The organism is Pseudomonas thivervalensis (genome assembly GCF_001269655.1).
Taxonomy (GTDB): Bacteria; Pseudomonadota; Gammaproteobacteria; order Pseudomonadales; family Pseudomonadaceae; genus Aquipseudomonas; species Aquipseudomonas thivervalensis.
Genome location: NZ_LHVE01000002.1, coordinates 244,135 through 266,965, shown reverse-complemented (window position 1 = coordinate 266,965; position 22,831 = coordinate 244,135). Strand labels below are relative to the sequence as shown.

Below are 22,831 nucleotides of genomic sequence, written 5' to 3'. Positions count from 1 at the left end.
TTCAAGGAGCAGACCATGGATCCGCGCAGTGAAGTACTGCTTCGTCAGGCCGAGTTATTCCAGGGTTCGGTGTTGTTGGCCGGCCTGCCCGCCGACGATCTGCTCGGTCGTTTGCCCGAGGCCCATGGCTGGTGCTGGCACGCTGGAGATCAGGCCGCGCTGGACGCTCGTTTTCCCGAGCGCAGCCACTTTGGCGTGAACGTACCCGAGCAGGGGTTCGACACCGCCGTGGTGTTCCTGCCCAAGGCCAAGGACCTGACCGACTACATCCTCAATGCCGTGGCGGCGCGCCTGGCCGGTCGCGAGGTGTACCTGGTGGGAGAAAAACGCAGCGGCATCGAAGGCGCGTCCAAGCAGCTCAACCCGTTCGGCAAGCCACGCAAGCTCGACAGCGCGCGGCATTGCCAACTGTGGCAGGTCACCGTCGCCAACGCGCCCGAGGCCACGCCTCTGGAAAGCCTGGCCCAGACCTACGTATTGCCCCTGGCCGAAGGCCCGTTGAAGGTCATCAGCCTGCCAGGGGTGTTCAGCCATGGGCGCCTGGACCGCGGCAGTGCGCTGCTGTTGGAACACCTGGATAAACTGCCCAGCGGGCATTTGCTGGACTTCGGCTGCGGTGCCGGGGTGCTGGGGGCGGCAGTCAAGCGGCGCTATCCGCACAACACCGTCACCCTGTTGGACGTGGACGCATTCGCCACCGCCAGCAGTCGCCTGACCCTGGCCGCCAACGGCCTGGAGGCCGAGGTGCTGACCGGTGACGGCATCGACGCCGCGCCGATGGGCTTGAGCGCGATCCTGAGCAACCCACCGTTCCATGTCGGCGTGCACACCGATTACCACGCCACGGAAAACCTGCTGCGAAAAGCAGCCATACATCTGAAAAACGGTGGCGAACTGCGGCTTGTCGCCAATAGCTTCCTCAAGTACCAACCGCTGATCGAGGAGCATTTGGGCGTCTGCGCCATCAAGGCCGAAGGCCAGGGCTTTCGCATCTACCGGGCCAAGCGTGGCTGAAATCTTTTAGGCAACAGCACTTGCTCAATCGGATTTGCCTAGGCAGAATCCGCTCCGTCCTAGGGGAGTAGTCTCCCGCGAGCGCCATGCTCGCCCGGCATACGTCAACATACTTGGTCAGCAGACCATGGCGTATGCGGCCCAAGCGTCCACGCAGATGGTCGCTGGGTTTGACAAGACCTATGACACGCACACCTTACCCGGGGCGGGAAGGCTGTACGTGTCATAGCCGTGTCGACCCGCCCCTTTAGGAAATCCCTGATGCTGGACTCACTCCTGGTACCCACCGCGATCGTTGCGCTGGCCGAAATCGGCGACAAGACGCAATTGCTCGCACTCATCCTGGCCGCTCGCTTTCGCAAACCCTGGCCGATCATCGCCGGCATCGTCGCCGCGACCCTGGCCAACCATGCGGCGGCCGGCGCGGTCGGTGCCTGGGTCAGCGGTTTTTTCTCCGACGCGGTTTTGCACTGGATACTGGCGGCCAGCTTCACGGCTACGGCGTTGTGGACCCTGGTCCCGGACAAACTGGACGATGAAGAAGCCAACACGGCCCGCAAGTTCGGACCGTTCCTGACCACACTGATTGCGTTTTTCCTGGCGGAAATCGGCGACAAGACCCAGATCGCCACGGTGATGCTCGCCGCGCAGTACCCGGAGTTGTGGCTGGTGATCATCGGCACCACCGTGGGCATGTTGATTGCCAACGTGCCGGTGGTCCTGGCGGGCAATTTCGCCGCCGAGAGGCTGCCCCTGACCCTGATCCGCCGCCTGGCCGCTTCGGCGTTCTTCGTCCTGGCGATCGTGGCGGTGTACAAGGCGATGCAGAGCAGTGGGTGGGTTTGAGGCTGTTGTGGCGAGGGAGCTTGCTCCCGCTCGGTTGCGCAGCGACCGCAAGATCTTGGGGCCGCTTCGCAGCCCAGCGGGAGCAAGCTCCCTCGCCACAAAAAACAGTTTCACCGCATGATGAAGCTTACTTCTTGGCCTGCTGATAAAGCGGCATCACCTTCGGAATCGCCGCCTGCAACGAAGCGATACGGCTGCCCGACGACGGGTGGGTGCTCATGAACTCCGGTGGCGCGCCTTCCGAGGCCTTGGCCATCTTGTTCCACAAGGTGATCGCCGCGTTCGGGTCATAACCGGCGCGGGCGGCCAGTTCGAGGCCGATCAGGTCGGCTTCGTTCTCGTTGCCACGGCTGTTGGGCAAGGTCATGCCGTAGTTGGCGACGGTGTCGGCCAACGCCAGGCTGTCCTGGCCGAGGCCGAACAAGGCACCGGCGCCCTGCTTGGCCATCTCGATACCATAGGCCTTGGACATCGCTTCGCGCCCGTGCTCGCGTAGGGCGTGGGCGATTTCGTGGCCCATGATCGCGGCGATTTCAGCGTCGGTCAGCTTCAACTGGTCGATCAGGCCGGTGTAGAACATGATCTTGCCGCCAGGGCCGCAATTGGCGTTCAGTTCATCGCTCTTGATCAGGTTCACTTCCCAGTTCCACTGTGCCGAATCCGGGCGGAACACCGGCGCCTGGGCAATCAAGCGGTCGGCAATGACCTGGATGCGCTTGGCATCGTTGCTGGTCTTGTCCAGCGCACCCTGGGCACTCGCCTCACCCATCGTCTTCTGGTAGGACTGGGCGTACATCTGGTTGACCTGGTCGGTCGACAGCATGCTGAACATGTACTGCTTGCGTTCCACGCCCACGGCTCCGCCGCTGGTGGTGTTGACCGATTGGCAACCGGCGAGCAGCAGAGCCGCGCTCAGAGCGCTCACCATCAATGTCTTGTTCATGTAAAAGAAGCTCCCTGGAAACGTGGACGTATCCTAGGCCTTGATTTGTATCGGCGCCAGATACACATCGGGGGATTACAGATTTTTCGGACAGATCCCACTGCGTCCATTTGCGACACCCACGCAGCTAATACAGTCACCCGACGAACAGCGCCTCATGCCGCGCCACCGAAACGCCGATAAAGATCCCAGACGTCACGTCCGCGTCCGGAGCTTTTTATGAAATTCAGATCGATTCAGTTTTCCGTGGCCGCCCTGGCCGGTGCCATCGTGCTCAGCGTGGTCGGTGCCCTTGTGCTGTACGCACTGTTTGCCGGCGCCCGCACCCAGGAAATGGTGCAGCAGCGAACCAAAACGCAGTTCGAACAACTCATCGAACAACGTCTCAGCGCCCTGGCGCGCACCCAGGCCAGCCTGATCCAGCGGGAACTGGAAGCCCCGCTGTTGCTCGCCCGCGGCCTGGCCACCCCGAATGCCTTGATGGGCATGAACGGCACGGACGGTCATCCGCAACTGAAGGTATCCCGCGAGCAGATGATCAGCCTGTTGCGCGAAACCGTAGTGCGCAACCCGAAGATCCTCGGCGCCTACATCGCCTGGGAGCCGAACGCCATCGACCATGACGACGCCAATTATGTGAACAGTCCGGTATTGGGCATGGAAACCAACGGGCGCTTCCTGCCGTGGTGGTTTCGCAACCAGGACGGCTCCCTGGGCCTGGAAAAACTCGCCGACGTGACCGACCAGAAACTGCTCTCCACTGGCATTCGCGCCAGTGAGTACTACCTGTGCTCCCAGGACAGCAAGAAAGCCTGCGTGATCGACCCGGCGCCCTATCGCGTCGGCAGCACCATGACCATGCTCGCCTCGTTCATCGAACCGATCATGATCGATGGCAAGTTCCAGGGCATCGTCGGTGCCGACCTGTCGGTGAACTTCATCCAGGACATGCTCGTGGCCGCCGACGGCAAGCTGTACGACGGCGCCGGGGAAATGGCGTTGCTCTCGAGCAACAACCGACTGGTGGCCTTCACCAAGGATCCGAGCAAACTCGGGGAAAAGGCCAGCGACTTCCTGGACGCCAAAAAGCTGGATAACTTGAGCAAACTGGGCGTCGGCGAAGTGCGCTACGACATCGACGAAACCCACGGGCATATCGAGGTGTACATGCCGTTCGGCATCGGCGAGACCAACGCCCGCTGGACGCTGATGCTGCAACTGCCGCTGAACGCGGTCATGGCCGACCTGCAAGCGTTGCAGCAAGACCTCGACCATCGGCGCCAGGCCGACATCTTCGGCATGGCGATGGTCGGCCTGGTGATTGCCGGGATCGGTCTACTGGTGATCTGGCTGGTGGGTCACGGCATTGCCCGGCCACTCAAACAAATGGTGGCGATGCTCGATGACATCGCCCAGGGCGAAGGCGACTTGACCCGCCGCCTGGTGAGCGACCGCGCCGATGAACTGGGGGCAATCGCCCGGGGCTTCAATACTTTCCTGAGCAAGTTGCAAGGCATGATCACCCAGGTGGTGACCTCGGTGCAGAGCGTCAGCGATTCATCGGAGCACACCGCCGATATCGCGATCCGCACCAACCAGGGCGTGCACAAACAGATGTCGGAGATCGATCAGGTCGCCACGGCCGTGCACGAAATGACCGCCACCGCCCAGGACGTGGCCCGCAACGCGACCCAGGCAGCCCAGGCGGCCAGTCATGCGGACCAGGCTGCCAGCCAGGGCATGCAGATCGTTCGGGATACCTCCACCTCCATCGGTGCCCTGGCCGTGGAAATCGGCAAGGCGGTGGGTGTGGTACAGACCCTGGCCAAGGACAGCGAGAACATCAACGCCATCCTCACTGCCATCCGTGGCATCGCCGAGCAGACCAACCTGCTGGCCCTCAACGCCGCCATCGAAGCGGCCCGGGCCGGTGAACAAGGTCGTGGCTTCGCGGTGGTCGCCGATGAGGTGCGCAACCTGGCGCAGAAGACGCAACAGGCGACTGAAGAAATCCAGGCGATGATCCAGCAGTTGCAACAAGGCACCCGGGATGTGGTGCGCGTGATGGAAGACAGCCAGCACCGCACCGACGAAAGCGTGCAGCATGCGGCGAAAGCGGCCCAGGCCTTGGAAACGATTACCCAGGCGGTGTCGGTGATCAACGACATGAACACCCAGATTGCCAGCGCTGCCGAGGAACAGAGCGCCGTGGCCGATGACATCAACCGCAACGTGATCAACATCGGGCAAGTGGCGAACGAAGTGGCCAGCGGCGCCGACGAATCCAGCGCAGCCAGCGCCGGGTTGACCAAACTGGCGGAGCAGCAGCGGCGGTTGATCAACCAGTTCAGGGTCTGATCCAACGGCCCCATCGCGAGCAAGCTCGCTCCCACAGGGGATTTGCGGGGGAATGCCGATTTTGTGAACACCACAAAACAACTGTGGGAGCGAGCCTGCTCGCGATGGCGTCCGTCCAGCCAACATTGAAGTGACTGACTCTACGCCTTCGCGAGCAAGCTTTGCTCCCACAGACTTTCACAGATCCAACGCAGGGCTCTAGAGTTCGCCGAGGGCTTCGATCAGGGCCTGGTTCTGCTCCGGTGTGCCGATGCTGATCCGCAGGAACTGGGCAATCCGCTCCTGCTTGAAGTGCCGCACGATCACACCCTGTTCCCGCAGTTTCGCCGCCAACCCTGCCGCATCGTGCCGGGGGTGACGGGCGAAGATGAAGTTGGCCGCCGACGGCAGCACGTCAAAGCCCTTGGCCTCCAATTGGGCCACGACCCATTCACGGTGCTCGATGACCAACCGGCAGGTCCGATCGAAATGCTCGCGATCATCGAACGCCGCCGCGCCGCCGACGTTCGCCAGGCGATCCAGCGGATAGGAGTTGAAGCTGTTCTTGATCCGCTCCAGTGCTTCGATCAGGTCTGGATGCCCCACCGCCAGGCCCACGCGAAGCCCCGCCAGCGAGCGGGACTTGGACAGGGTCTGGGTCACCAGCAGGTTCGGATAACGATCCACCAGGCTGATGGCCGTCTCGCCGCCGAAGTCGATGTAGGCCTCGTCGACCACCACCACCGAATCCGGGCTGGCCTTGAGGATCTGCTCGACCGCTTCCAGCGCCAGCAGGCAGCCGGTCGGCGCGTTCGGGTTGGGGAAAATGATCCCGCCGTTGGGCTTGGCATAGTCCGCCGGGTCGATCCGGAATTGTTCATCCAGCGGCACCGCCTCGAACTGAATGCGGTACAGGCCGCAATACACCGGATAGAAGCTGTAGCTGATGTCCGGGAACAACAGCGGCTGGTCGTGCTGCAACAGGCCGTGAAAAATGTGCGCCAGCACTTCATCCGAGCCGTTCCCCAGGAACACCTGGTTGCTCTGCACGCCGTAATAGCGGGCCACGGCGCCTTTCAACAGGTCGCTATTGGGGTCCGGATAAAGGCGCAGGTTGTCGTTCAGCTCGGTCTGCATCGCCGCGAGGGCCTTGGGCGATGGGCCGTAGGGGTTTTCGTTGGTGTTGAGCTTGACCAACCGGGTCAGCTTCGGCTGTTCGCCCGGCACGTAGGGCACCAGGTTCTTGACGAACGGGCTCCAGAATTTACTCATTTCAGTTCCCCTGATCTTCAATGGAGTTTTCGTCAAGAATGCGGTACTCGGCGCTGCGGGCGTGGGCGCTCAGCGATTCGCCACGGGCCAGCACCGACGCGGTCTTGCCCAGTTCGGAGGCACCCTGCTCGGAGCAGAAGATGATCGACGAACGCTTCTGGAAGTCATACACCCCCAGCGGCGACGAAAAGCGCGCGGTGCCGGATGTCGGCAGCACGTGGTTGGGGCCCGCGCAATAATCGCCCAGGGCCTCACTGGTGTGCCGTCCCATGAAAATCGCACCGGCGTGGCGGATCTGCGGCAACCAGGCCTGGGGGTCGGCGACCGACAACTCCAAGTGTTCCGGCGCGATGCGGTTGGCGACCTCGATGGCCTGCTGCATGTCGTCGACCTTGATCAGCGCCCCACGGCCGTTGATCGAGGTGTTGATGATCTCGGCGCGGTCCATGGTCGGCAGCAGCTTGTCGATGCTGGCGGCAACCTTGTCGAGGAATTCGGCGTCCGGGCTGACCAGGATCGCCTGGGCATCTTCGTCATGCTCGGCCTGGGAAAACAGGTCCATGGCGATCCAGTCCGGATCGGTCTGGCCGTCGCACACCACGAGGATTTCCGAAGGGCCGGCGATCATGTCGATGCCAACCTGGCCAAAAACATGGCGCTTAGCGGTGGCGACATAGATATTGCCCGGCCCGACCACCTTGTCTACCCGTGGCACGCTTTCGGTGCCATAGGCCAGCGCCGCCACGGCCTGGGCACCGCCGATGGTAAACACCCGGTCCACCCCAGCGATGCAGGCGGCGGCCAGCACCAGTTCGTTGATTTCACCCCGCGGCGTCGGGACGACCATGACCACTTCGGTCACGCCGGCAACCTTGGCCGGAATGGCGTTCATCAGCACCGAGGACGGATAGGACGCCTTGCCGCCCGGCACGTACAGGCCGGCGCGGTCCAGCGGCGTGACCTTCTGGCCCAGCACCGTGCCGTCGGCTTCGGTGTAGCTCCAGGAGTCCTGTTTCTGCCTTTCGTGATAGTCGCGTACCCGGGCCGCGGCTTTTTCCAAGGCTTCGCGCTGAGGCACGGTGATCCGGGTCAGGGCCAGTTCCAGGCGTTCGCGGGGCAGGATCAGGTCGGCCATGGACGCCACCTGCAGGCCGTCGAATTTCTGGGTGAATTCCACCAGGGCGGCATCGCCACGCTCGCGCACGGCCTTGATGATGTCCAGCACCCGCTGATTGACCGAGTCGTCAGACACGCTTTCCCAGCTCAGCAGATGATCCAGATGATGTGCGAAATCCGGGTCGGCAGCGTTGAGTCGGCGAATCGAAGTGGGAGCGGTCATAGCGAGGGCCTCATTAATGGCAAATGCTCAGGCGCCCTAAGCTACCAGTCCATTCGCGTGGGCACCTGAGAAATTGGCTATGACACGGATAGACGGGCGCGACTCAAGGTCGCGCAGGTGAATCAGCCGCGGTGTCGCGATTCCACTGCCTTGCGCAGGGTATCGATCAGAGCCTGGATACGGGCGTGCTGCATTTTCATCGACGCCTTGTTGACGACCAGCCGGGAGGTGATGTCAGCGATGAAGTCCTGGGGTTCCAGGCCGTTGGCCCGCAACGTATTACCGGTGTCGACCACGTCGATGATCTTGTCCGCCAGGCCGATCAGCGGCGCCAGCTCCATCGAACCGTACAGCTTGATGATGTCGACCTGACGGCCCTGCTCGGCGTAATAACGCTTGGCAATGTTGACGAACTTGGTCGCCACCCGCAGACGCCCCTTGGGCTCCGGCGCGCCGACTTTGCCGGCGGTCATCAGCTTGCAACGGGCGATCCGCAGGTCCAGGGGCTCGTACAGGCCCTGGCCGCCGTATTCCATCAACACGTCCTTGCCGGCGACGCCCAGGTCGGCGGCGCCATGTTCCACGTAGGTCGGCACGTCGGTGGCACGCACGATCAGCAAGCGCACGTCGGCCTGGGTCGTGGGGATGATCAGCTTGCGGCTCTTGTCCGGATTCTCGGTCGGCACGATGCCCGCTTCAGCCAGAAGCGGCAGGGTGTCGTCAAGGATGCGGCCCTTGGACAGTGCGATGGTCAACATGGGAAACGTCAGTCCTTATCAAGGTACTCATGCCCGGTCGCAAGCGGCGCCGGACACACATCGAGGGTGGCAACCACCCTCGACCTGAAACGAATTCAACGGGCACATCCCTATGCCCATGCAGCCGGAACTAGCCCGGTACGCGGCGGATCTTGGCGCCGAGCATCTGCAGTTTTTCTTCGATGCACTCGTAGCCACGGTCGATGTGGTAGATGCGGTCGATCAGTGTATCGCCTTCGGCAACCAAGGCCGAGATGACCAGGCTGGCCGAGGCCCGCAGGTCGGTGGCCATGACTGGCGCGCCCTTGAGCTTCTCGGTGCCGGTGACGATGGCCGTGTTGCCTTCGACCTGGATCTTGGCGCCCATGCGGTGCAGTTCGTAGACGTGCATGAAACGGTTTTCGAAGATCGTCTCGATCACCGCGCCGGTGCCTTCGGCAATGGCGTTGAGGGAGATGAACTGCGCCTGCATGTCGGTCGGGAACGCTGGGTACGGCGCGGTCCGCACGTTGACGGCCTTGGGCCGCTTGCCGTGCATGTTCACTTCGATCCAGTCTTCGCCGCAGGTGACTTCGGCACCGGCTTCCTTGAGTTTCTCCAGGACGGCTTCGAGGATGGTCGGATCGGTGTCCTTGACCTTGACGCGGCCACCGGTGACGGCGGCGGCCACCAGGTAGGTGCCGGTTTCGATCCGGTCCGGCATCACCTTGTAGGTGGCCGAGTGCAGGCGCTCGACGCCATCGATGGTGATGGTGTCGGTGCCGGCGCCGCTGATCTTCGCGCCCATGGCGATCAGGAAGTTCGCCAGGTCGACCACTTCAGGCTCGCGCGCAGCGTTTTGCAGCACGCTGCGGCCCTTGGCCAGTGCGGCGGCCATCATGATGTTCTCGGTACCGGTCACGCTGACGGTATCGAAGAAGAAGTGCGCACCGCGCAAGCCGCCTTCCGGCGCCTTGGCCTTGATGTAGCCGCCTTCGACGTCGATCACCGCGCCCATGGCTTCCAGGCCGCGGATGTGCAGGTCCACCGGACGCGAGCCGATGGCGCAACCGCCAGGCAAGGCCACTTCGGCTTCACCGAAGCGGGCGACCATCGGGCCCAGTACCAGGATCGACGCACGCATGGTTTTCACCAGCTCGTACGGGGCGACCAGGGTCTTGATGGTGCGCGGGTCGATCTCGACGCTGAGCTTCTCGTCGATCACCGGCTCGATGCCCATGCGGCCGAACAGCTCGATCATCGTGGTGATGTCGTGCAGGTGCGGCAGGTTGGCCACGGTCACGGGACCGTCGCACAGCAGGGTCGCGGCCAGGATTGGCAGGGCGGAGTTCTTTGCCCCGGAAATACGGATTTCGCCATCAAGACGAACGCCGCCGGTAATAATCAGTTTATCCATAAGAATCTCGAGGCCCTTGGGCTCAGGTGCGCTCGGCCCAGGCCGCGCTGCTGAAAAATTTCATCGTGACCGCGTGGATGCTGCCATCGGCGATCCATGGGTTCAAATGGGCATAGATGCTCTGCTGACGCTTCACTGGACTCATCGTCGCCAGTTCATCGCTGATCACATTCAGCTGGAAGTTGCAGCCTTCGCCTTCAACCTCCACCTGCGTACCAGGCAGCTTTCCTTCAAGGAAGCTCTTCACTTCTACAGCCTGCATGCTCAACCTCAATCGGCGCCCTGTGCGCGCGGGTCGCACATCATACAAAAAAGCCCCGCGCCTGCGAACCCCGCTAAGCAGGACTCTGACGGGGGGCTTTTCCAAGGATGTGGGTCAGGGGTGCGCCAACAACTCGGTCAGTTCGCTGACCTGGGCTATTTCGCGCATGTCTTCGGGCATCCCACGGATGCTCCACGTTTTGCCGGCCGCCTTGGCGTCCCGCATGAAACACAGCAGCAGCGACAAGCCGACACTGCTGGACTTCTGCACCGCCGAGCAATCAATGACCACCTCGGCGGCGCCGACGGACTTGATCAGCGCCTGGCCCTGCTTGCGCAAGGCCGGGCCGGTGCGATAGTCCAGCACGCCGCTGAGCAGCAGCTCACCGGCTCCGCCCAGACGAACGGCCGACTCACTCACCGACTCGATCATTGTTCCTGCTTCTCTTTGGCTTCTTCGGTCACTTCCTTGGCCTTGGCGACTTCGCCGGCCCAGCCGTCGATGGTCTTGTCCAGGTCGCTGCCATTGCGCTGCATGGCGTCGGCGAACTGATCACGGAACAGCTTGCCGATGTTGATGCCATTGATGATCACGTTGCGCACCTTCCACTCGCCGTTGATTTTTTCCAGCGTGTAGGACACAGGATAGACCGCGCCGTTGTTGCCCTTGACCTGCATGTCGACGCTGGTGCGGTTGCCACTTTCGTCCTTGGCCGGCGAAACGGTGATGCCCTGGTTGTTGTATTCCAGCAAGGCGTTGCCATAGAACTGCATCAGGCTGCGCTTGAAGTTCTCCTGGAAGCGGGTCATCTGCGCCGGGGTTGCCTTGCGCGAGTACTTGACCGTCATGATGCTCTTGGAGATGCCATCGGCGTCCACCACGGGGCCGACGATACCGTTCAACGCGTCATAGAACGCACTGGGGTCCTGCTTGTACTTTTCTTTATTGGCGGCAAGGTCCGCCAGCAACCGGGTGGTCGTGTCCTGGATAATGTCATGGGCCGAAGGCGCGGCCACGGCGTTGGCCATCAACGGCAGCGCCGCGAGCAGCACCAGCAGGCTACGTCGCAAGATAGAGATCATTCAAAAGCTCCTCATTTGGCGTCTTTGCTAACGGTATTGAGCAGGAATTTACCGATCAGGTCCTCGAGCACCAGGGACGACTGCGTGTCGTGGATGACGCCACCGTCCTTGAGCACGGCGTCTTCACCACCCACGCTGATGCCAATGTACTTCTCGCCCAGCAGCCCAGCCGTGAGGATAGATGCAGTGGAATCAGTCGGCAGGTTGTCCACGCGCTTTTCCAGCTGCAGCGTTACCCGACCGGTGAAATCCTCGCGGTTCAGATCGATTGCCGTGACCTTGCCGATCGTGACACCGGCCATGGTCACCTTGGCTCTGACCGTCAAACCGGCGATATTGTCGAAGTTGGCATAAAGTTTATAGGTATCGGTGCTTGCCGTCGGCGCCAGTCCACTGACCCGCAGGGCCAGCAGCAGCAAAGCCAGGATGCCAGCCAGCAAGAAAAGGCCGACACCGATTTCCAGGGTGCGGTTTTGCATCAGAAATCTCCAAACATCAAGGCGGTCAGAATAAAGTCGAGGCCCAGGACCGCCAGCGAGGCGTACACCACGGTCTTGGTTGTGGCACGGCTGATCCCCTCTGAAGTGGGCTCACAGTCATAGCCTTGAAACACGGCGATCCAGGTCACGACGAACGCGAACACGGCACTTTTGACCACGCCATTGAGGACATCGTCGAGGAAATCGACGCTGTTCTGCATGTTCGACCAGTAGGAACCTTCATAGACCCCCAGCCAGTCGACGGCCACCCACGAGCCGCCCCAGATCCCCACGACACTGAAGATCATCGCCAGCACCGGCAGGGAAATGAAGCCGGCCCACAGGCGCGGGGCAATGATGTACTTGAGCGGGTCGACGCCGATCATTTCCAGGCTGGACAACTGCTCGGTGGACTTCATGTTGCCGATTTCAGCCGTCAGCGCCGAACCGGCCCGCCCGGCGAACAGCAGCGCGGTCACCACGGGGCCGAGCTCGCGCAGCAGCGTCAGGGCCACCATCTGCCCGACCGCCTGCTCCGAACCGTAGCTGGACAAAATGCTGAAGCCTTGCAGGGCCAGCACCATGCCGATGAAGATCCCGGAGACGACGATGATCACCAGGGACATCACGCCCACCGAGTGCAACTGCTTGACCAGCAAGCCAAAGCCGCCACCGGTCGAGTTGCGACCGAGCAAGGCGTGCATCAGGAACAACGAGGAACGCCCCAGCACGGCCAACACGTCGATGCCGGAGCGACCGAACAGGCGAATTCTTTCCAACAGTGTTTTCTTGCGCATCAGCGCTTCCCCAGCAGATCGGTACGGTAATCCGTGGCCGGGAAATGGAACGCCACCGGCCCGTCCGGATCACCTTTCATGAATTGGCGGATGCGCGGGTTATCCGAATCCGCCAGTTCCTGCGGCGTGCCCTGCCCCAGCACCTGGCTATCGCCGACCACATAGATGTAGTCGGCGATGCTCGCGGTTTCGGCCAGGTCGTGGGAAACCACGATACTGGTGATGCCCAGCGCATCGTTGAGCAGGCGGATCAGGCGCACGAGCACGCCCATGGCGATCGGGTCCTGGCCGACGAAGGGTTCGTCGTACATGAGGATCTTCGGATCGAGGGCAATCGCCCGCGCCAGCGCGACACGACGCTTCATGCCGCCGGACAGCTCGTCCGGCATCAGGTCGATGGCGCCGCGCAGCCCGACGGCCTGCAATTTGAGCAGGACGATGTCGCGGATCATCTCTTCCGGCAGGTCGGTGTGGACCCGCAACGGGAACGCCACGTTCTCGAATACATCGAGGTCGGTAAACAATGCGCCGCTCTGGAACAATACGCCCATGTGCTTGCGCGCATCGAACAGGTCGCTACGAGACAATTCGGGAAGATTCTGGCCATTGACCCAGACTTCGCCGGCGCTGGGACGCAACTGTGCCCCCATCAACCGCAGCAACGTGGTCTTGCCACACCCGGAAGGCCCCATGATGCCGGTGACCTTGCCCCGTGGTATGCGAATATCGATGTCATTGAAAATGCTGCGCGTCCCTCGCTTGAAGGACAGCCCCTTCAGCTCGACCGCGTAGGCGTTGTCGGCACTCATCTAAACTCCTTGCGATGCAGCCTCACATTCCAATGCCCTGGGCAGCCGACAAGCGCCGGTACCGCCGGGCATGCGAACCGGCGGCGAACTATATCACTGCAACAGCCAAGCGCCCAAGGCCAACGCCCCGCCCGTTAAGCCTGGCTTAAGGTAAAAAGCCACATTTTATGTCGAACCTTGCGATCCCTTGAACAAAGCATGACGAACTTACGTGAGGGAATTGTTCATTGTCGCTATAATCGCCGCCTTTTCATCGGGCTATACGATTTCGACATGAACCAATCCAGCGACCTGATTCAATCGGCACAACGTACCATCCGCCTCGAGCTTGAAGCCGTGCAAGGCTTGCTGGCCCATATCGACGCTGATTTCGTACGCGCCTGCGAGATGATTCTGGCCAGCAAGGGCCGCGTGGTCGTAGTCGGCATGGGCAAGTCCGGGCACATCGGCAACAAGATCGCCGCCACCCTCGCCAGCACCGGCACCACGGCCTTTTTTGTCCACCCGGCCGAGGCCAGCCACGGTGACATGGGCATGATCACCCGGGACGACGTCATCCTGGCCTTGTCCAACTCCGGTTCCACCAATGAAATCATCACGTTGCTGCCGTTGATCAAACGCCTGGGCATCCAGTTGATCAGCATGACCGGCAACCCGGACTCGCCGCTGGCCAAGGCCGCCGAAGTGAACCTCAATGTCCATGTCGAACACGAAGCCTGCCCATTGAACCTGGCACCGACCTCTTCAACCACCGCAGCCCTGGTCATGGGCGACGCCCTGGCCGTGGCGCTGCTGGAAGCCCGGGGCTTCACCGCGGAAGACTTCGCCTTCTCCCATCCCGGTGGCGCCCTCGGCCGTCGCCTGCTGCTGAAAGTCGAGAACGTGATGCACGCCGGCCAGGAATTGCCACAGGTTGTGCGTGGCACGTTGCTCAAGGACGCGCTCATGGAGATGACCCGCAAGGGACTGGGCATGACCGTAGTGCTGGAGACTGACGGCACGCTCGCCGGGATCTTCACCGACGGCGACCTGCGCCGCACCCTGGACCGCACCATCGATATCCACAGCGCGACCATCGAACAAGTCATGACGCCCCACGGCAAGACCGCCCGCGCCGAGATGCTCGCTGCCGAAGCCTTGAAAATCATGGAAGACCACAAGATCAGCGCCCTGGTGGTCGTCGATGACAACGACCGTCCGGTAGGCGCCTTGAACATGCACGATCTGCTACGTGCGGGAGTCATGTAAATGAACACAGACCTGTTGCAACGGGGCAAAGCCATCAAGCTGGCCGTATTCGATGTGGATGGGGTGCTGACCGACGGTCGCCTGTACTTCCTCGAAGACGGCAGCGAGTTCAAGACCTTCAACACCCTCGACGGCCAGGGCATCAAGATGTTGATGGCCGCCGGCGTGCAGACCGCTATCATCAGTGGCCGCAAGACCCCGGTGGTCGAGCGGCGCGCGAAGAACCTCGGCATCCCGCACCTTTACCAGGGGCGCGAAGACAAACTGGTAGTGCTGGACGAGCTTCTGGGCCAACTCAACCTAAGCTATGAACAGGTGGCCTACCTCGGTGATGACCTGCCGGACCTGCCGGTCATTCGCCGGGTCGGCCTGGGCATGGCGGTCGCCAACGCGGCCAGTTTCGTGCGCGAGCACGCCCACGGCATCACCACGGCGCGAGGCGGCGAAGGCGCCGCCCGCGAATTCTGCGAACTGATCCTGCGCGCCCAGGGCCACCTCGAAGCGGCCAACGCCGCGTACCTGTGAGCCATTTATGCTGAGCAAAAAGATTCGCACCATCGTGGTGTTTGCCTGTATCGCGGCGATTTTCGCCGCGGTGGGCTATTGGAACATCAGCCCCGAACGGTTTCTCGACCAGCCAGCGGCCCAGGTCGAGGATCGGATCGACTGGTACGCGACCAACACCCACACGCTGCAGTACCTGCCTGACGGCAAGGTGCAATATGAGATGACATCCGACAAGGTCGACCACGTAAAGGCCACTGACATTACGCTGGTCACCAAGCCGGACCTGAACATGTTCCGCGGCACCGAGTTCCCGTGGCATGTGCAGAGCGAGCACGCCGAAGTCAATTCCGGCGGCACCGAAGTGGAACTGATCGACTCGGTACGCATCGCCCGAACCGACGAGAAAAACCGCACGACCATCATCACCAGTACACGCATGACCGTGTTCCCACAGCAAGAATATGCGCAGACCGAGCAACCCGTTAGAATCGACGGCGCCGGGGGCGTGTCGACCGGCACGGGAATGAAAGCGTATTTGAAGGAAAGCAGGATACACCTGCTATCGAACGTAAGAGGACAGTATGAAGCTCGCTAAAACCCTCCCTTTTTTGCTCAGTCTGGGCGCAGCACTGGGAAGCGCGAGCGCCTGGGCTCTTCCCACCGACCGCGACCAGCCTATCCGCATCCAGGCCGATGACGCCCAACTCGACGACAAGAATGGCGTCGCCACCTATAAGGGCGATGTGATCATCACCCAGGGTTCGATGAAGGTCACCGGCAACACCGTGACCATCACCCGCACGCCGACCGGCGATATCGACGTGGTGACCTCGGTGGGCAGCCTGGCCTATTTCGAGCAGATGCAAACCGCGGGCGATACCAAGCCGGTACAAGGCTACGGAGTCACCATCCAGTACCACGCCTCCAAGGATCGCGTGGTCCTGATCGACCGTGCCAAGGTCGTCGACAAGGACAACAACGTGACCCAGGGCGAGAAAATCGTCTACGACACGGTCAAGAAACTGGCCAGCGCCGGTCGCGCCACCGGCAGCAAGGTGACCGAGTCGCGTCCGCGCATCGACATGGTGATCCAGCCGAAAAAGAAAACCGACGAGCAGAAGGCCCAGTAATGGCAACTCTGAAAGCTCAGCACCTGGCCAAGAGCTACAAGAGCCGTCAAGTCGTACGTGATGTCAGCCTGTCCATCGACAGCGGCCAGATCGTCGGCCTGCTCGGCCCCAACGGCGCGGGCAAGACCACCTGCTTCTACATGATCGTCGGCCTGGTCCAGGCCGATCAGGGGCGCGTACTGATCGACGACCTGGATGTCAGCCACCAGCCGATGCACGGTCGGGCAAAGGCCGGTATCGGCTATTTGCCGCAAGAAGCATCGATCTTCCGCAAACTATCGGTCGCCGACAACATCATGGCAATCCTCGAGACCCGCAAGGAACTCGACAAGGCCGGCCGTCGCCAGGAGCTGGAAAGCCTGTTGCAGGAATTCCACATCAGCCACATTCGCGACAACCTAGGCATGAGCCTGTCCGGTGGTGAACGGCGCCGCGTGGAAATCGCCCGCGCCCTGGCCACCGCACCGAAGTTCATCCTGCTTGACGAACCGTTCGCCGGCGTGGACCCGATCTCCGTGGGCGACATCAAGCAGATCATCCATCATCTCAAGGCCAAGGGCATCGGTGTGCTGATCACCGACCACAACGTGCGCGAGACCCTGGATATCTGCGAAACCGCCTACATTGTCAATGACGGCCAGTTGATTGCCGAAGGTGACTCCGCAGCGATCCTGGCCAACGAGCTGGTCAAGGAAGTGTATCTGGGCCACGAGTTCCGCCTGTAAGCCAACGTATCTGGCGAATCGCCCGAGCGTCGTTTAATTTTATTATGGCGACGCTCTAGGCAAACACTCCAGTTTCAGGCATATAATTTGCTTAAGTTTGGCGCCTCGGCGCCCTGTAGTGGATGGCGCATGTGCGCCGGCTAATAAGGTGTTAAGCCCCTGCCATGAAACCATCGCTAGTCTTGAGAATGGGCCAGCAGCTGACGATGACACCGCAGCTGCAACAGGCCATCCGCCTGCTCCAATTGTCGACCCTGGACCTGCAACAGGAAATCCAGGAGGCGCTGGAGTCCAATCCGATGCTCGAACGCCAGGAAGAAGGCGACGACTTCGATAACACCGATCCGCTGGCCGACAACGTCGAGCAGAAGACCAACACCGAGATCCCCGAACCGTCCTACCAGGAAGCCGCCCCGACGGTGGATAACCTCGAGGATGGCGAATGGAACGAACGCATTCCCAACGAGCTGCCCGTGGACACGGCCTGGGAAGATGTCTACCAGACCAGCGCCAGCAACCTGCCCAGCAGCGATGACGACGAGTGGGACTTCACCACCCGCACCTCGGCCGGCGAGAGCCTGCAAAGCCACTTGCTGTGGCAACTGAACCTGGCGCCGATGTCCGACACCGATCGCCTGATCGCCGTGACCCTGATCGATTGCATCAACAACCAGGGCTACCTGGACGAGACCCTCGAAGAAATCCTCGAAGCCTTCGACCCCGAGCTCGACATCGAGCTGGACGAGATCGAAGCCGTCCTCCATCGCATCCAGCAGTTCGAACCGGCCGGCATCGGCGCCCGCAACCTGGGCGAGTGCCTGTTGCTGCAACTGCGCCAATTGTCGCCCAAGACGCCTTGGCTGGCCGAAGCCAAGCGATTGGTCACCGATTACATCGACTTGTTGGGCGGCCGCGACTACAGCCAACTGATGCGTCGCATGAAGCTCAAGGAAGATGAGCTGCGCCAGGTCATCGAGCTGGTGCAAAGCCTCAATCCGCGCCCAGGCTCGCAGATCGAATCCACCGAACCCGAATACGTAGTCCCGGACGTGATCGTGCGCAAGCACAATGATCGCTGGCTGGTGGAACTCAACCAGGAGTCGGTACCCAAGCTGCGGGTAAACGCCCAGTACGCCGGTTTCGTCAAGCGCGCCGACACCAGTGCCGACAACACCTTCATGCGCAACCAGTTGCAGGAAGCGCGCTGGTTCATCAAGAGCCTGCAGAGCCGCAACGAAACCCTGATGAAGGTTGCCACCCAGATCGTCGAGCATCAGCGCGGCTTCCTGGAGTACGGCGATGAAGCGATGAAACCGTTGGTCCTGCATGACATTGCCGAGGCGGTGGGCATGCACGAGTCGACGATTTCCCGGGTGACCACTCAGAAATTCATGCATACCCCCCGGGGCATCTATGAATTGAAATACTTTTTCTCCAGTCACGTCAGCACCTCCGAAGGCGGCGAATGCTCGTCCACGGCCATCCGCGCGATCATCAAAAAACTGGTGGCCGCGGAAAATCAGAAAAAGCCGTTGAGTGACAGCAAGATCGCTGGTTTACTGGAGGCACAAGGCATTCAGGTGGCCCGCCGTACCGTCGCCAAATACCGTGAATCCCTCGGGATCGCGCCTTCGAGCGAACGCAAGCGGTTGATGTAACAGGCCACGCCACAGCGTTCCAGTGGCAGGCATTTCTGCCTGCCGCTTTATGCACTGGCAACGAAGGAGAAGCTGTATGCAAGTCAACATCAGTGGACACCAACTGGAAGTGACCGAACCCCTGCGCAACTACATCGGCGAAAAACTCGCCCGATTGGAAAGGCATTTCGACAAGATCACCAACGTGCAGGTCATCCTGAACGTCGAGAAGCTGCTGCAGAAAATCGAAGCCACGCTGCATATCCCCGGCGGAGAAGTGGTTGCCAACGCGGAGCACACAGACATGTATGCCGCGATTGACCTGCTGACCGACAAGCTGGATCGCCAACTCAAAAAGCATAAGGAAAAGACCCAGAGCGTGCTCCAAGGCGCAACCGGTCGTTAACCCCCCCAATCCATGATCCGACTAGAAACCATCCTGACCCCCGGCCGTTCCCAGGTGAACGCGCCGGGTGGCAGTAAAAAGAAAGCCCTCGAACAAATCGCCAACCTGATCCACCGCGAAGTGCCGGATCTGGAAATGCAGGACGTCTTCGAGGCCCTGGTTGCCCGTGAAAAACTGGGTTCCACCGGTTTTGGCAACGGCATCGCCATTCCTCATTGCCGTCTCAAGGGCTGTACCGCGCCGATCAGCGCGCTGCTGCACCTTGAAACCGCTATAGATTTCGACGCCATCGACGGCGCCCCGGTCGACCTGCTGTTTGTATTGCTGGTACCGGAAGCGGCGACCGATGCGCACCTCGAGCTGCTGCGCCAGATCGCCAGCATGCTGGACCGCAAGGAAGTGCGCGAAAAACTGCGCAGCGCACCGAATAACGAAGCGTTGTACCAGGTCGTCCTGGACGAGCAGAACGGTCATTAAAACATGCGCATGATTATCGTCAGTGGCCGCTCCGGCTCCGGTAAAAGCACGGCCCTCAACGTGCTTGAGGACAGCGGCTACTATTGCATCGATAACTTGCCCGCCGGCCTGCTACCGGAACTGGCCGAGCGCGCCCTGATCCACACCGAGCTGGCGCAGCCGCTGGTGGCGGTGTCCATCGACGCGCGTAACCTGCCGAGCCACCTGTCGCGCTTTCCTGAACTGCTCGAGGAAGTGCGCAGCCGCCATATCCAATGCGACGTGCTGTACCTGGATGCCGATGAAGAGACGCTGCTCAAGCGTTTTTCCGAAACCCGTCGGCGTCACCCGCTAAGCAACGCCAACCGCTCCCTGGCCGAAGCCATCGAGGATGAAAGCCAGTTGCTCGGGCCGATTGCCGACTTGGCCGACCTGAAGGTCAACACCACGCACCTGAACCTGTATCAGTTGCGCGACACGATCAAGCTGCGCCTGCTGAACCAGCCGGAACCGGGCACGGCGTTCCTGGTGGAGTCGTTCGGTTTCAAACGTGGCATGCCAGTAGACGCCGACCTGGTGTTCGACGTGCGCTGCCTGCCCAACCCGTATTGGAAGCCGGAATTGCGCGCGCAGTCCGGGCTCGACCAACCGGTGATCGATTACCTGGCCGCACAGCCCGATGTCGAGGAAATGTACCAGGACATCTCCAGCTACCTGCTCAAATGGCTACCCCGCTTTGCCGCGAGTAATCGCGCCTACGTCACGATTGCCATAGGTTGTACCGGCGGCCATCACCGCTCCGTCTACCTGACCGAACGCCTGGGTCAGCTCCTGCAACAATCCCTGAAGAACGTCCAGGTTCGCCACCGCGACCTCAGCTAAAGGATTCACATCGCGATGCCTGCTCGGGAAATTGAAATCATCAACAAGCTGGGTTTGCATGCCCGTGCGTCGGCAAAATTTGTAGGTGTGGCGGGGAAGTTTCCAGATACCACGATCAGGGTCGGGCGTACGCCAGAGTCCACGGTCGATGGTAAAAGCATCATGGCGATGATGATGCTCGCCGCCGGCAAGGGCACCAGGATTCACCTGAGCACTGAAGGGGAGCAGGCGCAAGAAGCGATGGATGCGCTGGTGGCGCTGATTAACAACTACTTCGACGAAGGCGAGTAACTGCCCCAGGACTCAAACCGAGCTCGTTGTGGCGAGGGAGCTTGCTCCCGCTCGGCTGCGTGTAGGAGCTGCCGAAGGCTGCGATCTTTTGATCTTGATCCTTCGCTTTAGATTCAAGTGTCTGGGGAAAGATCGCAGCCTCGTTGCACTCGACAGCTCCTACAGCCGCAGGCCAGCGGGAGCAAGCTCCCCCGCCACAACGGCACAAACGCATAGTCCTTGGATTGCATCAGGCCAACGCCGTATCCAACACCATCATCAGACAAAACCCCACCAACAACCCCAGGCTCGCCAGTTTCTCGTGACCATTGCGGCGGGATTCGGGAATGACCTCGTGGGTCACCACCAGTAGCATCGCCCCCGCCGCCAACGCCAGGCCCAGGGGCAAGAGCATTTCAGCCAGGCTCACCAACCAGGCGCACAGCAGCGCGAACACGGGCTCGACCAACCCTGATGCGGCGCCGATCAGGAACGCCTTGACCCGCGACATGCCCGCTGTCGCCAGCACCAGCGCGATCACCAGCCCTTCGGGAACATCCTGCAAGGCGATGCCCATCGCCAGGCTGTCGGCATCCGGCATGCCGCCGCCCGCCGACACGCCTACCGCCATGCCTTCCGGAATGTTGTGGGCGATGATGGCAAACACGAACAACCAGATCCGCGGCGCAATGATCGGACGTCCTGGCACCACGACCAGCCTTTCGGGGCTGGCCGAGACCTTGCGGTCCACCAGGTACAGCCCGAACGCGCCTGACATAATGCCAAAACAGATAACGCCACTGGCCGCCCAAGGCGTGAGTCCCAGTTGCTCGGCCGCGGCAATGCCCGGCACGATCAGCGAAAACGCCGTGGCGGCAAGCATCACCCCGGCACCGAAGCCCAGCAGCGAATCGCTCACGGCCTGGGGCATGCGCCGGATCACCAGCACCGGCACGGCCCCCAACGCGGTGCCCAAGGCACACAGCCCGCCTCCTTGAAGCGCCCGCAACAACCTGGGCTCCAGGTCCAGCCACGCCAGGCCCTGGGCTGCCAACAACGTCATTCCTGCCAACAGCAACAGCGACCCCAAGGCATAGCGGAACATGCGTCCGCTTCCAATCGCCAGTGTTTGAGTATCCATAGTCAGCCTTGGATTGCGTTCATGAAGGACTCGAAGCCAGCGCCGCCTGATAACGTCGGGCGACTTCAGGCCAATTGATCACGTTGTAGAACGCATTGATGTATTCCGGACGACGGTTCTGGTAGCGCAGGTAATAGGCGTGCTCCCAGACGTCCAGGCCAAGAATCGGCGTATTGCCATTCATCAACGGGCTGTCCTGGTTGCCGCTGCTTTCCACCACCAAGGTCTTTTGCGGGGTCACGCTCAACCAGGCCCAGCCACTGCCGAAACGGGTCAGTGCCGCTTTGGTGAACGCTTCCTTGAAGCGCTCGATACCGCCCAGTTGCGCATCGATCGCCGCCGCCAGGGCGCCCTCGGGCTGGCCGCCGCCTTGGGGCGTCATCACCTCCCAGAACAACGAATGGTTGGCGTGGCCACCGCCCTGGTTGATCACCGCGGCCTTCAGGCTTTGTGGCAACTGCTCCACGCGGGACACCAGTTGTTCGACGGGCCACTCGGCGTATTCGGTGCCGTCCACCGCCGCGTTGAGGTTATTGATGTAGGTCTGGTGGTGCTTGGTGTAGTGGATCTCCATGGTTTGCGCATCGATGTGCGGTTCCAGGGCGTCGTAGGCGTAAGGCAATGCAGGCAAGGTAAAAGCCATGTTCAATGAACTCCATGATGAAGAGGGGCATTGCGCTGCCGGGGCGTGGCGGCATTGCAGTGCAGCAGGCGCTGGGTGCGGGGGTACTCACCGTGCTCGCTGATGAAATTCAGCAGTTCGACATAGGTCTTGTGGCTCTGGCGTTGCGCGGCGGCGCGCAGGGCCGGCGCCAGGCGTTCGTCCTGCATCGTCTGCAATAACCGCTGGTGGATCGCACACAAGTATTCGGCGCTCTCCTCCGGCTGGTTCAGGCGCAGGTGCAGGTCCGCCAGGTTGTGATGGGAGACGACGCAGGCGGCCACGGCTTCGTCGGCATCCGCCCAGCGCTCGAACAACACTTGGGCCAGCGCCAGGGCTTGCAGGTAGGCTTCGCGGGCATCCACCAGCTCGCCTTGCATGAAACAGCGATTGGCCCGTTCGATCGTACGTTTCCAGTGTTCCATGATGAGTCC

General features: G+C 61.5%; 27 protein-coding genes, 1 pseudogene and 1 riboswitch. Of the genes and pseudogenes, 14 read left to right on the top strand and 14 right to left on the bottom strand.

The genetic code is table 11. The annotated features are described in order from the left end of the window. Window positions 1-15: 15 nt before the first annotated feature. Window positions 16-1,014, top strand: a complete 999-nt coding sequence (locus AD659_RS03835) for a methyltransferase (RefSeq protein WP_053118511.1) — start codon at window positions 16-18, stop codon at window positions 1,012-1,014. A gap of 49 nt (window positions 1,015-1,063) precedes the next feature. After that, window positions 1,064-1,186: riboswitch (yybP-ykoY riboswitch) on the top strand. Window positions 1,187-1,275: 89 nt separating this feature from the next. Then, a complete protein-coding gene (locus AD659_RS03830; RefSeq protein ID WP_053118510.1) occupies window positions 1,276-1,860 on the top strand; it encodes a TMEM165/GDT1 family protein in 585 nt (194 codons plus the stop codon). Between the two features lie 127 nt (window positions 1,861-1,987). Here AD659_RS03830 and AD659_RS03825 read toward each other — a convergent pair whose 3' ends face one another. Continuing rightward, entirely contained in the window at window positions 1,988-2,803 is an 816-nt protein-coding gene (locus tag AD659_RS03825; RefSeq protein ID WP_053118508.1) for a M48 family metallopeptidase, read from the bottom strand. Between the two features lie 219 nt (window positions 2,804-3,022). On the opposite strand from AD659_RS03825, the pseudogene AD659_RS30455 reads away from it, so the two are divergent. Together AD659_RS30455 and AD659_RS30450 are read left to right on the top strand one after the other, a co-directional pair. Continuing rightward, window positions 3,023-4,303: pseudogene (locus tag AD659_RS30455) on the top strand (methyl-accepting chemotaxis protein); the annotation flags it as partial. Window positions 4,304-4,318: 15 nt separating this feature from the next. Further along, window positions 4,319-5,161, top strand: a complete 843-nt coding sequence (locus AD659_RS30450) for a methyl-accepting chemotaxis protein (RefSeq protein ID WP_370873798.1) — start codon at window positions 4,319-4,321, stop codon at window positions 5,159-5,161. Between the two features lie 198 nt (window positions 5,162-5,359). Here AD659_RS30450 and hisC read toward each other — a convergent pair whose 3' ends face one another. From hisC to AD659_RS03770, 10 genes are all read right to left on the bottom strand, one after another. Continuing rightward, window positions 5,360-6,412: a histidinol-phosphate transaminase gene (gene hisC, locus AD659_RS03815; RefSeq protein WP_053118504.1), complete on the bottom strand. Its 1,053-nt coding sequence runs from the start codon at window positions 6,410-6,412 to the stop codon at window positions 5,360-5,362. Window position 6,413: 1 nt separating this feature from the next. After that, entirely contained in the window at window positions 6,414-7,751 is a 1,338-nt protein-coding gene (gene hisD / locus AD659_RS03810; RefSeq protein ID WP_053118503.1) for a histidinol dehydrogenase, read from the bottom strand. A 122-nt stretch (window positions 7,752-7,873) separates the two neighbouring features. Beyond that, window positions 7,874-8,509, bottom strand: a complete 636-nt coding sequence (hisG, locus tag AD659_RS03805) for an ATP phosphoribosyltransferase (RefSeq protein WP_053118502.1) — start codon at window positions 8,507-8,509, stop codon at window positions 7,874-7,876. Between the two features lie 130 nt (window positions 8,510-8,639). After that, the gene (murA, locus tag AD659_RS03800) at window positions 8,640-9,905 is read right to left on the bottom strand and encodes a UDP-N-acetylglucosamine 1-carboxyvinyltransferase (protein WP_003197868.1); all 1,266 of its coding nucleotides are present in this window, start codon (window positions 9,903-9,905) and stop codon (window positions 8,640-8,642) included. A 22-nt stretch (window positions 9,906-9,927) separates the two neighbouring features. Continuing rightward, window positions 9,928-10,167, bottom strand: coding sequence for a BolA family protein (locus AD659_RS03795; RefSeq protein ID WP_053118501.1), 240 nt, complete (start codon window positions 10,165-10,167; stop codon window positions 9,928-9,930). Between the two features lie 114 nt (window positions 10,168-10,281). After that, window positions 10,282-10,587 (bottom strand): STAS domain-containing protein, encoded by a 306-nt coding sequence (locus AD659_RS03790; protein ID WP_053118765.1) that lies wholly within the window; start codon window positions 10,585-10,587, stop codon window positions 10,282-10,284. An 8-nt stretch (window positions 10,588-10,595) separates the two neighbouring features. After that, window positions 10,596-11,249, bottom strand: a complete 654-nt coding sequence (locus AD659_RS03785) for an MlaC/ttg2D family ABC transporter substrate-binding protein (RefSeq protein ID WP_053118500.1) — start codon at window positions 11,247-11,249, stop codon at window positions 10,596-10,598. 11 nt (window positions 11,250-11,260) lie between these two features. Then, on the bottom strand, window positions 11,261-11,728 hold the full coding sequence (mlaD, locus tag AD659_RS03780; protein WP_053118499.1) for an outer membrane lipid asymmetry maintenance protein MlaD: 468 nt from the start codon (window positions 11,726-11,728) through the stop codon (window positions 11,261-11,263). Continuing rightward, complete coding sequence (gene mlaE, locus AD659_RS03775) at window positions 11,728-12,525, bottom strand: lipid asymmetry maintenance ABC transporter permease subunit MlaE (RefSeq protein WP_053118497.1); 798 nt, start codon at window positions 12,523-12,525, stop codon at window positions 11,728-11,730. The genes mlaD and mlaE overlap by 1 nt, the downstream gene beginning before the upstream one ends. Further along, window positions 12,525-13,334, bottom strand: a complete 810-nt coding sequence (locus AD659_RS03770; RefSeq protein WP_053118495.1) for an ATP-binding cassette domain-containing protein — start codon at window positions 13,332-13,334, stop codon at window positions 12,525-12,527. The genes mlaE and AD659_RS03770 overlap by 1 nt, the downstream gene beginning before the upstream one ends. A gap of 273 nt (window positions 13,335-13,607) precedes the next feature. Between AD659_RS03770 and AD659_RS03765 the strand changes: the two genes are divergently transcribed. The 10 genes from AD659_RS03765 to AD659_RS03720 all read left to right on the top strand — a co-directional run bounded on the left by AD659_RS03765 (window position 13,608) and on the right by AD659_RS03720 (window position 20,616). After that, a complete protein-coding gene (locus tag AD659_RS03765; RefSeq protein WP_053118493.1) occupies window positions 13,608-14,582 on the top strand; it encodes a KpsF/GutQ family sugar-phosphate isomerase in 975 nt (324 codons plus the stop codon). Continuing rightward, window positions 14,583-15,107, top strand: coding sequence for a KdsC family phosphatase (locus tag AD659_RS03760; protein WP_053118491.1), 525 nt, complete (start codon window positions 14,583-14,585; stop codon window positions 15,105-15,107). Between the two features lie 7 nt (window positions 15,108-15,114). Further along, window positions 15,115-15,684 carry an LPS export ABC transporter periplasmic protein LptC gene (gene lptC / locus AD659_RS03755; protein ID WP_053118489.1) on the top strand — a complete coding sequence of 190 codons (570 nt, stop codon included), beginning with the start codon at window positions 15,115-15,117 and terminating at the stop codon, window positions 15,682-15,684. Beyond that, window positions 15,671-16,219, top strand: coding sequence for a lipopolysaccharide transport periplasmic protein LptA (gene lptA, locus AD659_RS03750; RefSeq protein ID WP_053118488.1), 549 nt, complete (start codon window positions 15,671-15,673; stop codon window positions 16,217-16,219). Before lptC ends, lptA begins: the two co-directional genes overlap by 14 nt. Beyond that, window positions 16,219-16,944 (top strand): LPS export ABC transporter ATP-binding protein, encoded by a 726-nt coding sequence (gene lptB, locus AD659_RS03745; RefSeq protein WP_053118485.1) that lies wholly within the window; start codon window positions 16,219-16,221, stop codon window positions 16,942-16,944. Before lptA ends, lptB begins: the two co-directional genes overlap by 1 nt. 164 nt (window positions 16,945-17,108) lie before the next feature. Then, window positions 17,109-18,602: an RNA polymerase factor sigma-54 gene (locus tag AD659_RS03740; RefSeq protein ID WP_053118484.1), complete on the top strand. Its 1,494-nt coding sequence runs from the start codon at window positions 17,109-17,111 to the stop codon at window positions 18,600-18,602. 76 nt (window positions 18,603-18,678) lie between these two features. After that, window positions 18,679-18,987, top strand: coding sequence for a ribosome hibernation-promoting factor, HPF/YfiA family (gene hpf, locus AD659_RS03735; RefSeq protein WP_053118482.1), 309 nt, complete (start codon window positions 18,679-18,681; stop codon window positions 18,985-18,987). Between the two features lie 12 nt (window positions 18,988-18,999). Continuing rightward, complete coding sequence (gene ptsN, locus AD659_RS03730) at window positions 19,000-19,464, top strand: PTS IIA-like nitrogen regulatory protein PtsN (RefSeq protein ID WP_053118480.1); 465 nt, start codon at window positions 19,000-19,002, stop codon at window positions 19,462-19,464. A 3-nt stretch (window positions 19,465-19,467) separates the two neighbouring features. Then, window positions 19,468-20,325: an RNase adapter RapZ gene (gene rapZ / locus AD659_RS03725; RefSeq protein WP_003197845.1), complete on the top strand. Its 858-nt coding sequence runs from the start codon at window positions 19,468-19,470 to the stop codon at window positions 20,323-20,325. Window positions 20,326-20,340: 15 nt separating this feature from the next. After that, window positions 20,341-20,616, top strand: coding sequence for an HPr family phosphocarrier protein (locus AD659_RS03720; RefSeq protein ID WP_053118478.1), 276 nt, complete (start codon window positions 20,341-20,343; stop codon window positions 20,614-20,616). Window positions 20,617-20,845: 229 nt separating this feature from the next. Here the strand turns inward: AD659_RS03720 and AD659_RS03715 are convergent, their stop codons facing one another. From AD659_RS03715 to AD659_RS03705, 3 genes are read right to left on the bottom strand one after another with little or no spacing between them, the layout of a single operon-like run. Next, window positions 20,846-21,736, bottom strand: a complete 891-nt coding sequence (locus AD659_RS03715) for a ZIP family metal transporter (RefSeq protein ID WP_053118476.1) — start codon at window positions 21,734-21,736, stop codon at window positions 20,846-20,848. Window positions 21,737-21,755: 19 nt separating this feature from the next. After that, a complete protein-coding gene (locus AD659_RS03710) occupies window positions 21,756-22,379 on the bottom strand; it encodes a superoxide dismutase (RefSeq protein WP_053118474.1) in 624 nt (207 codons plus the stop codon). A gap of 2 nt (window positions 22,380-22,381) precedes the next feature. Next, window positions 22,382-22,822, bottom strand: a complete 441-nt coding sequence (locus tag AD659_RS03705) for a DUF2753 family protein (protein WP_053118472.1) — start codon at window positions 22,820-22,822, stop codon at window positions 22,382-22,384. Between the last annotated feature and the right edge of the window lie 9 nt (window positions 22,823-22,831).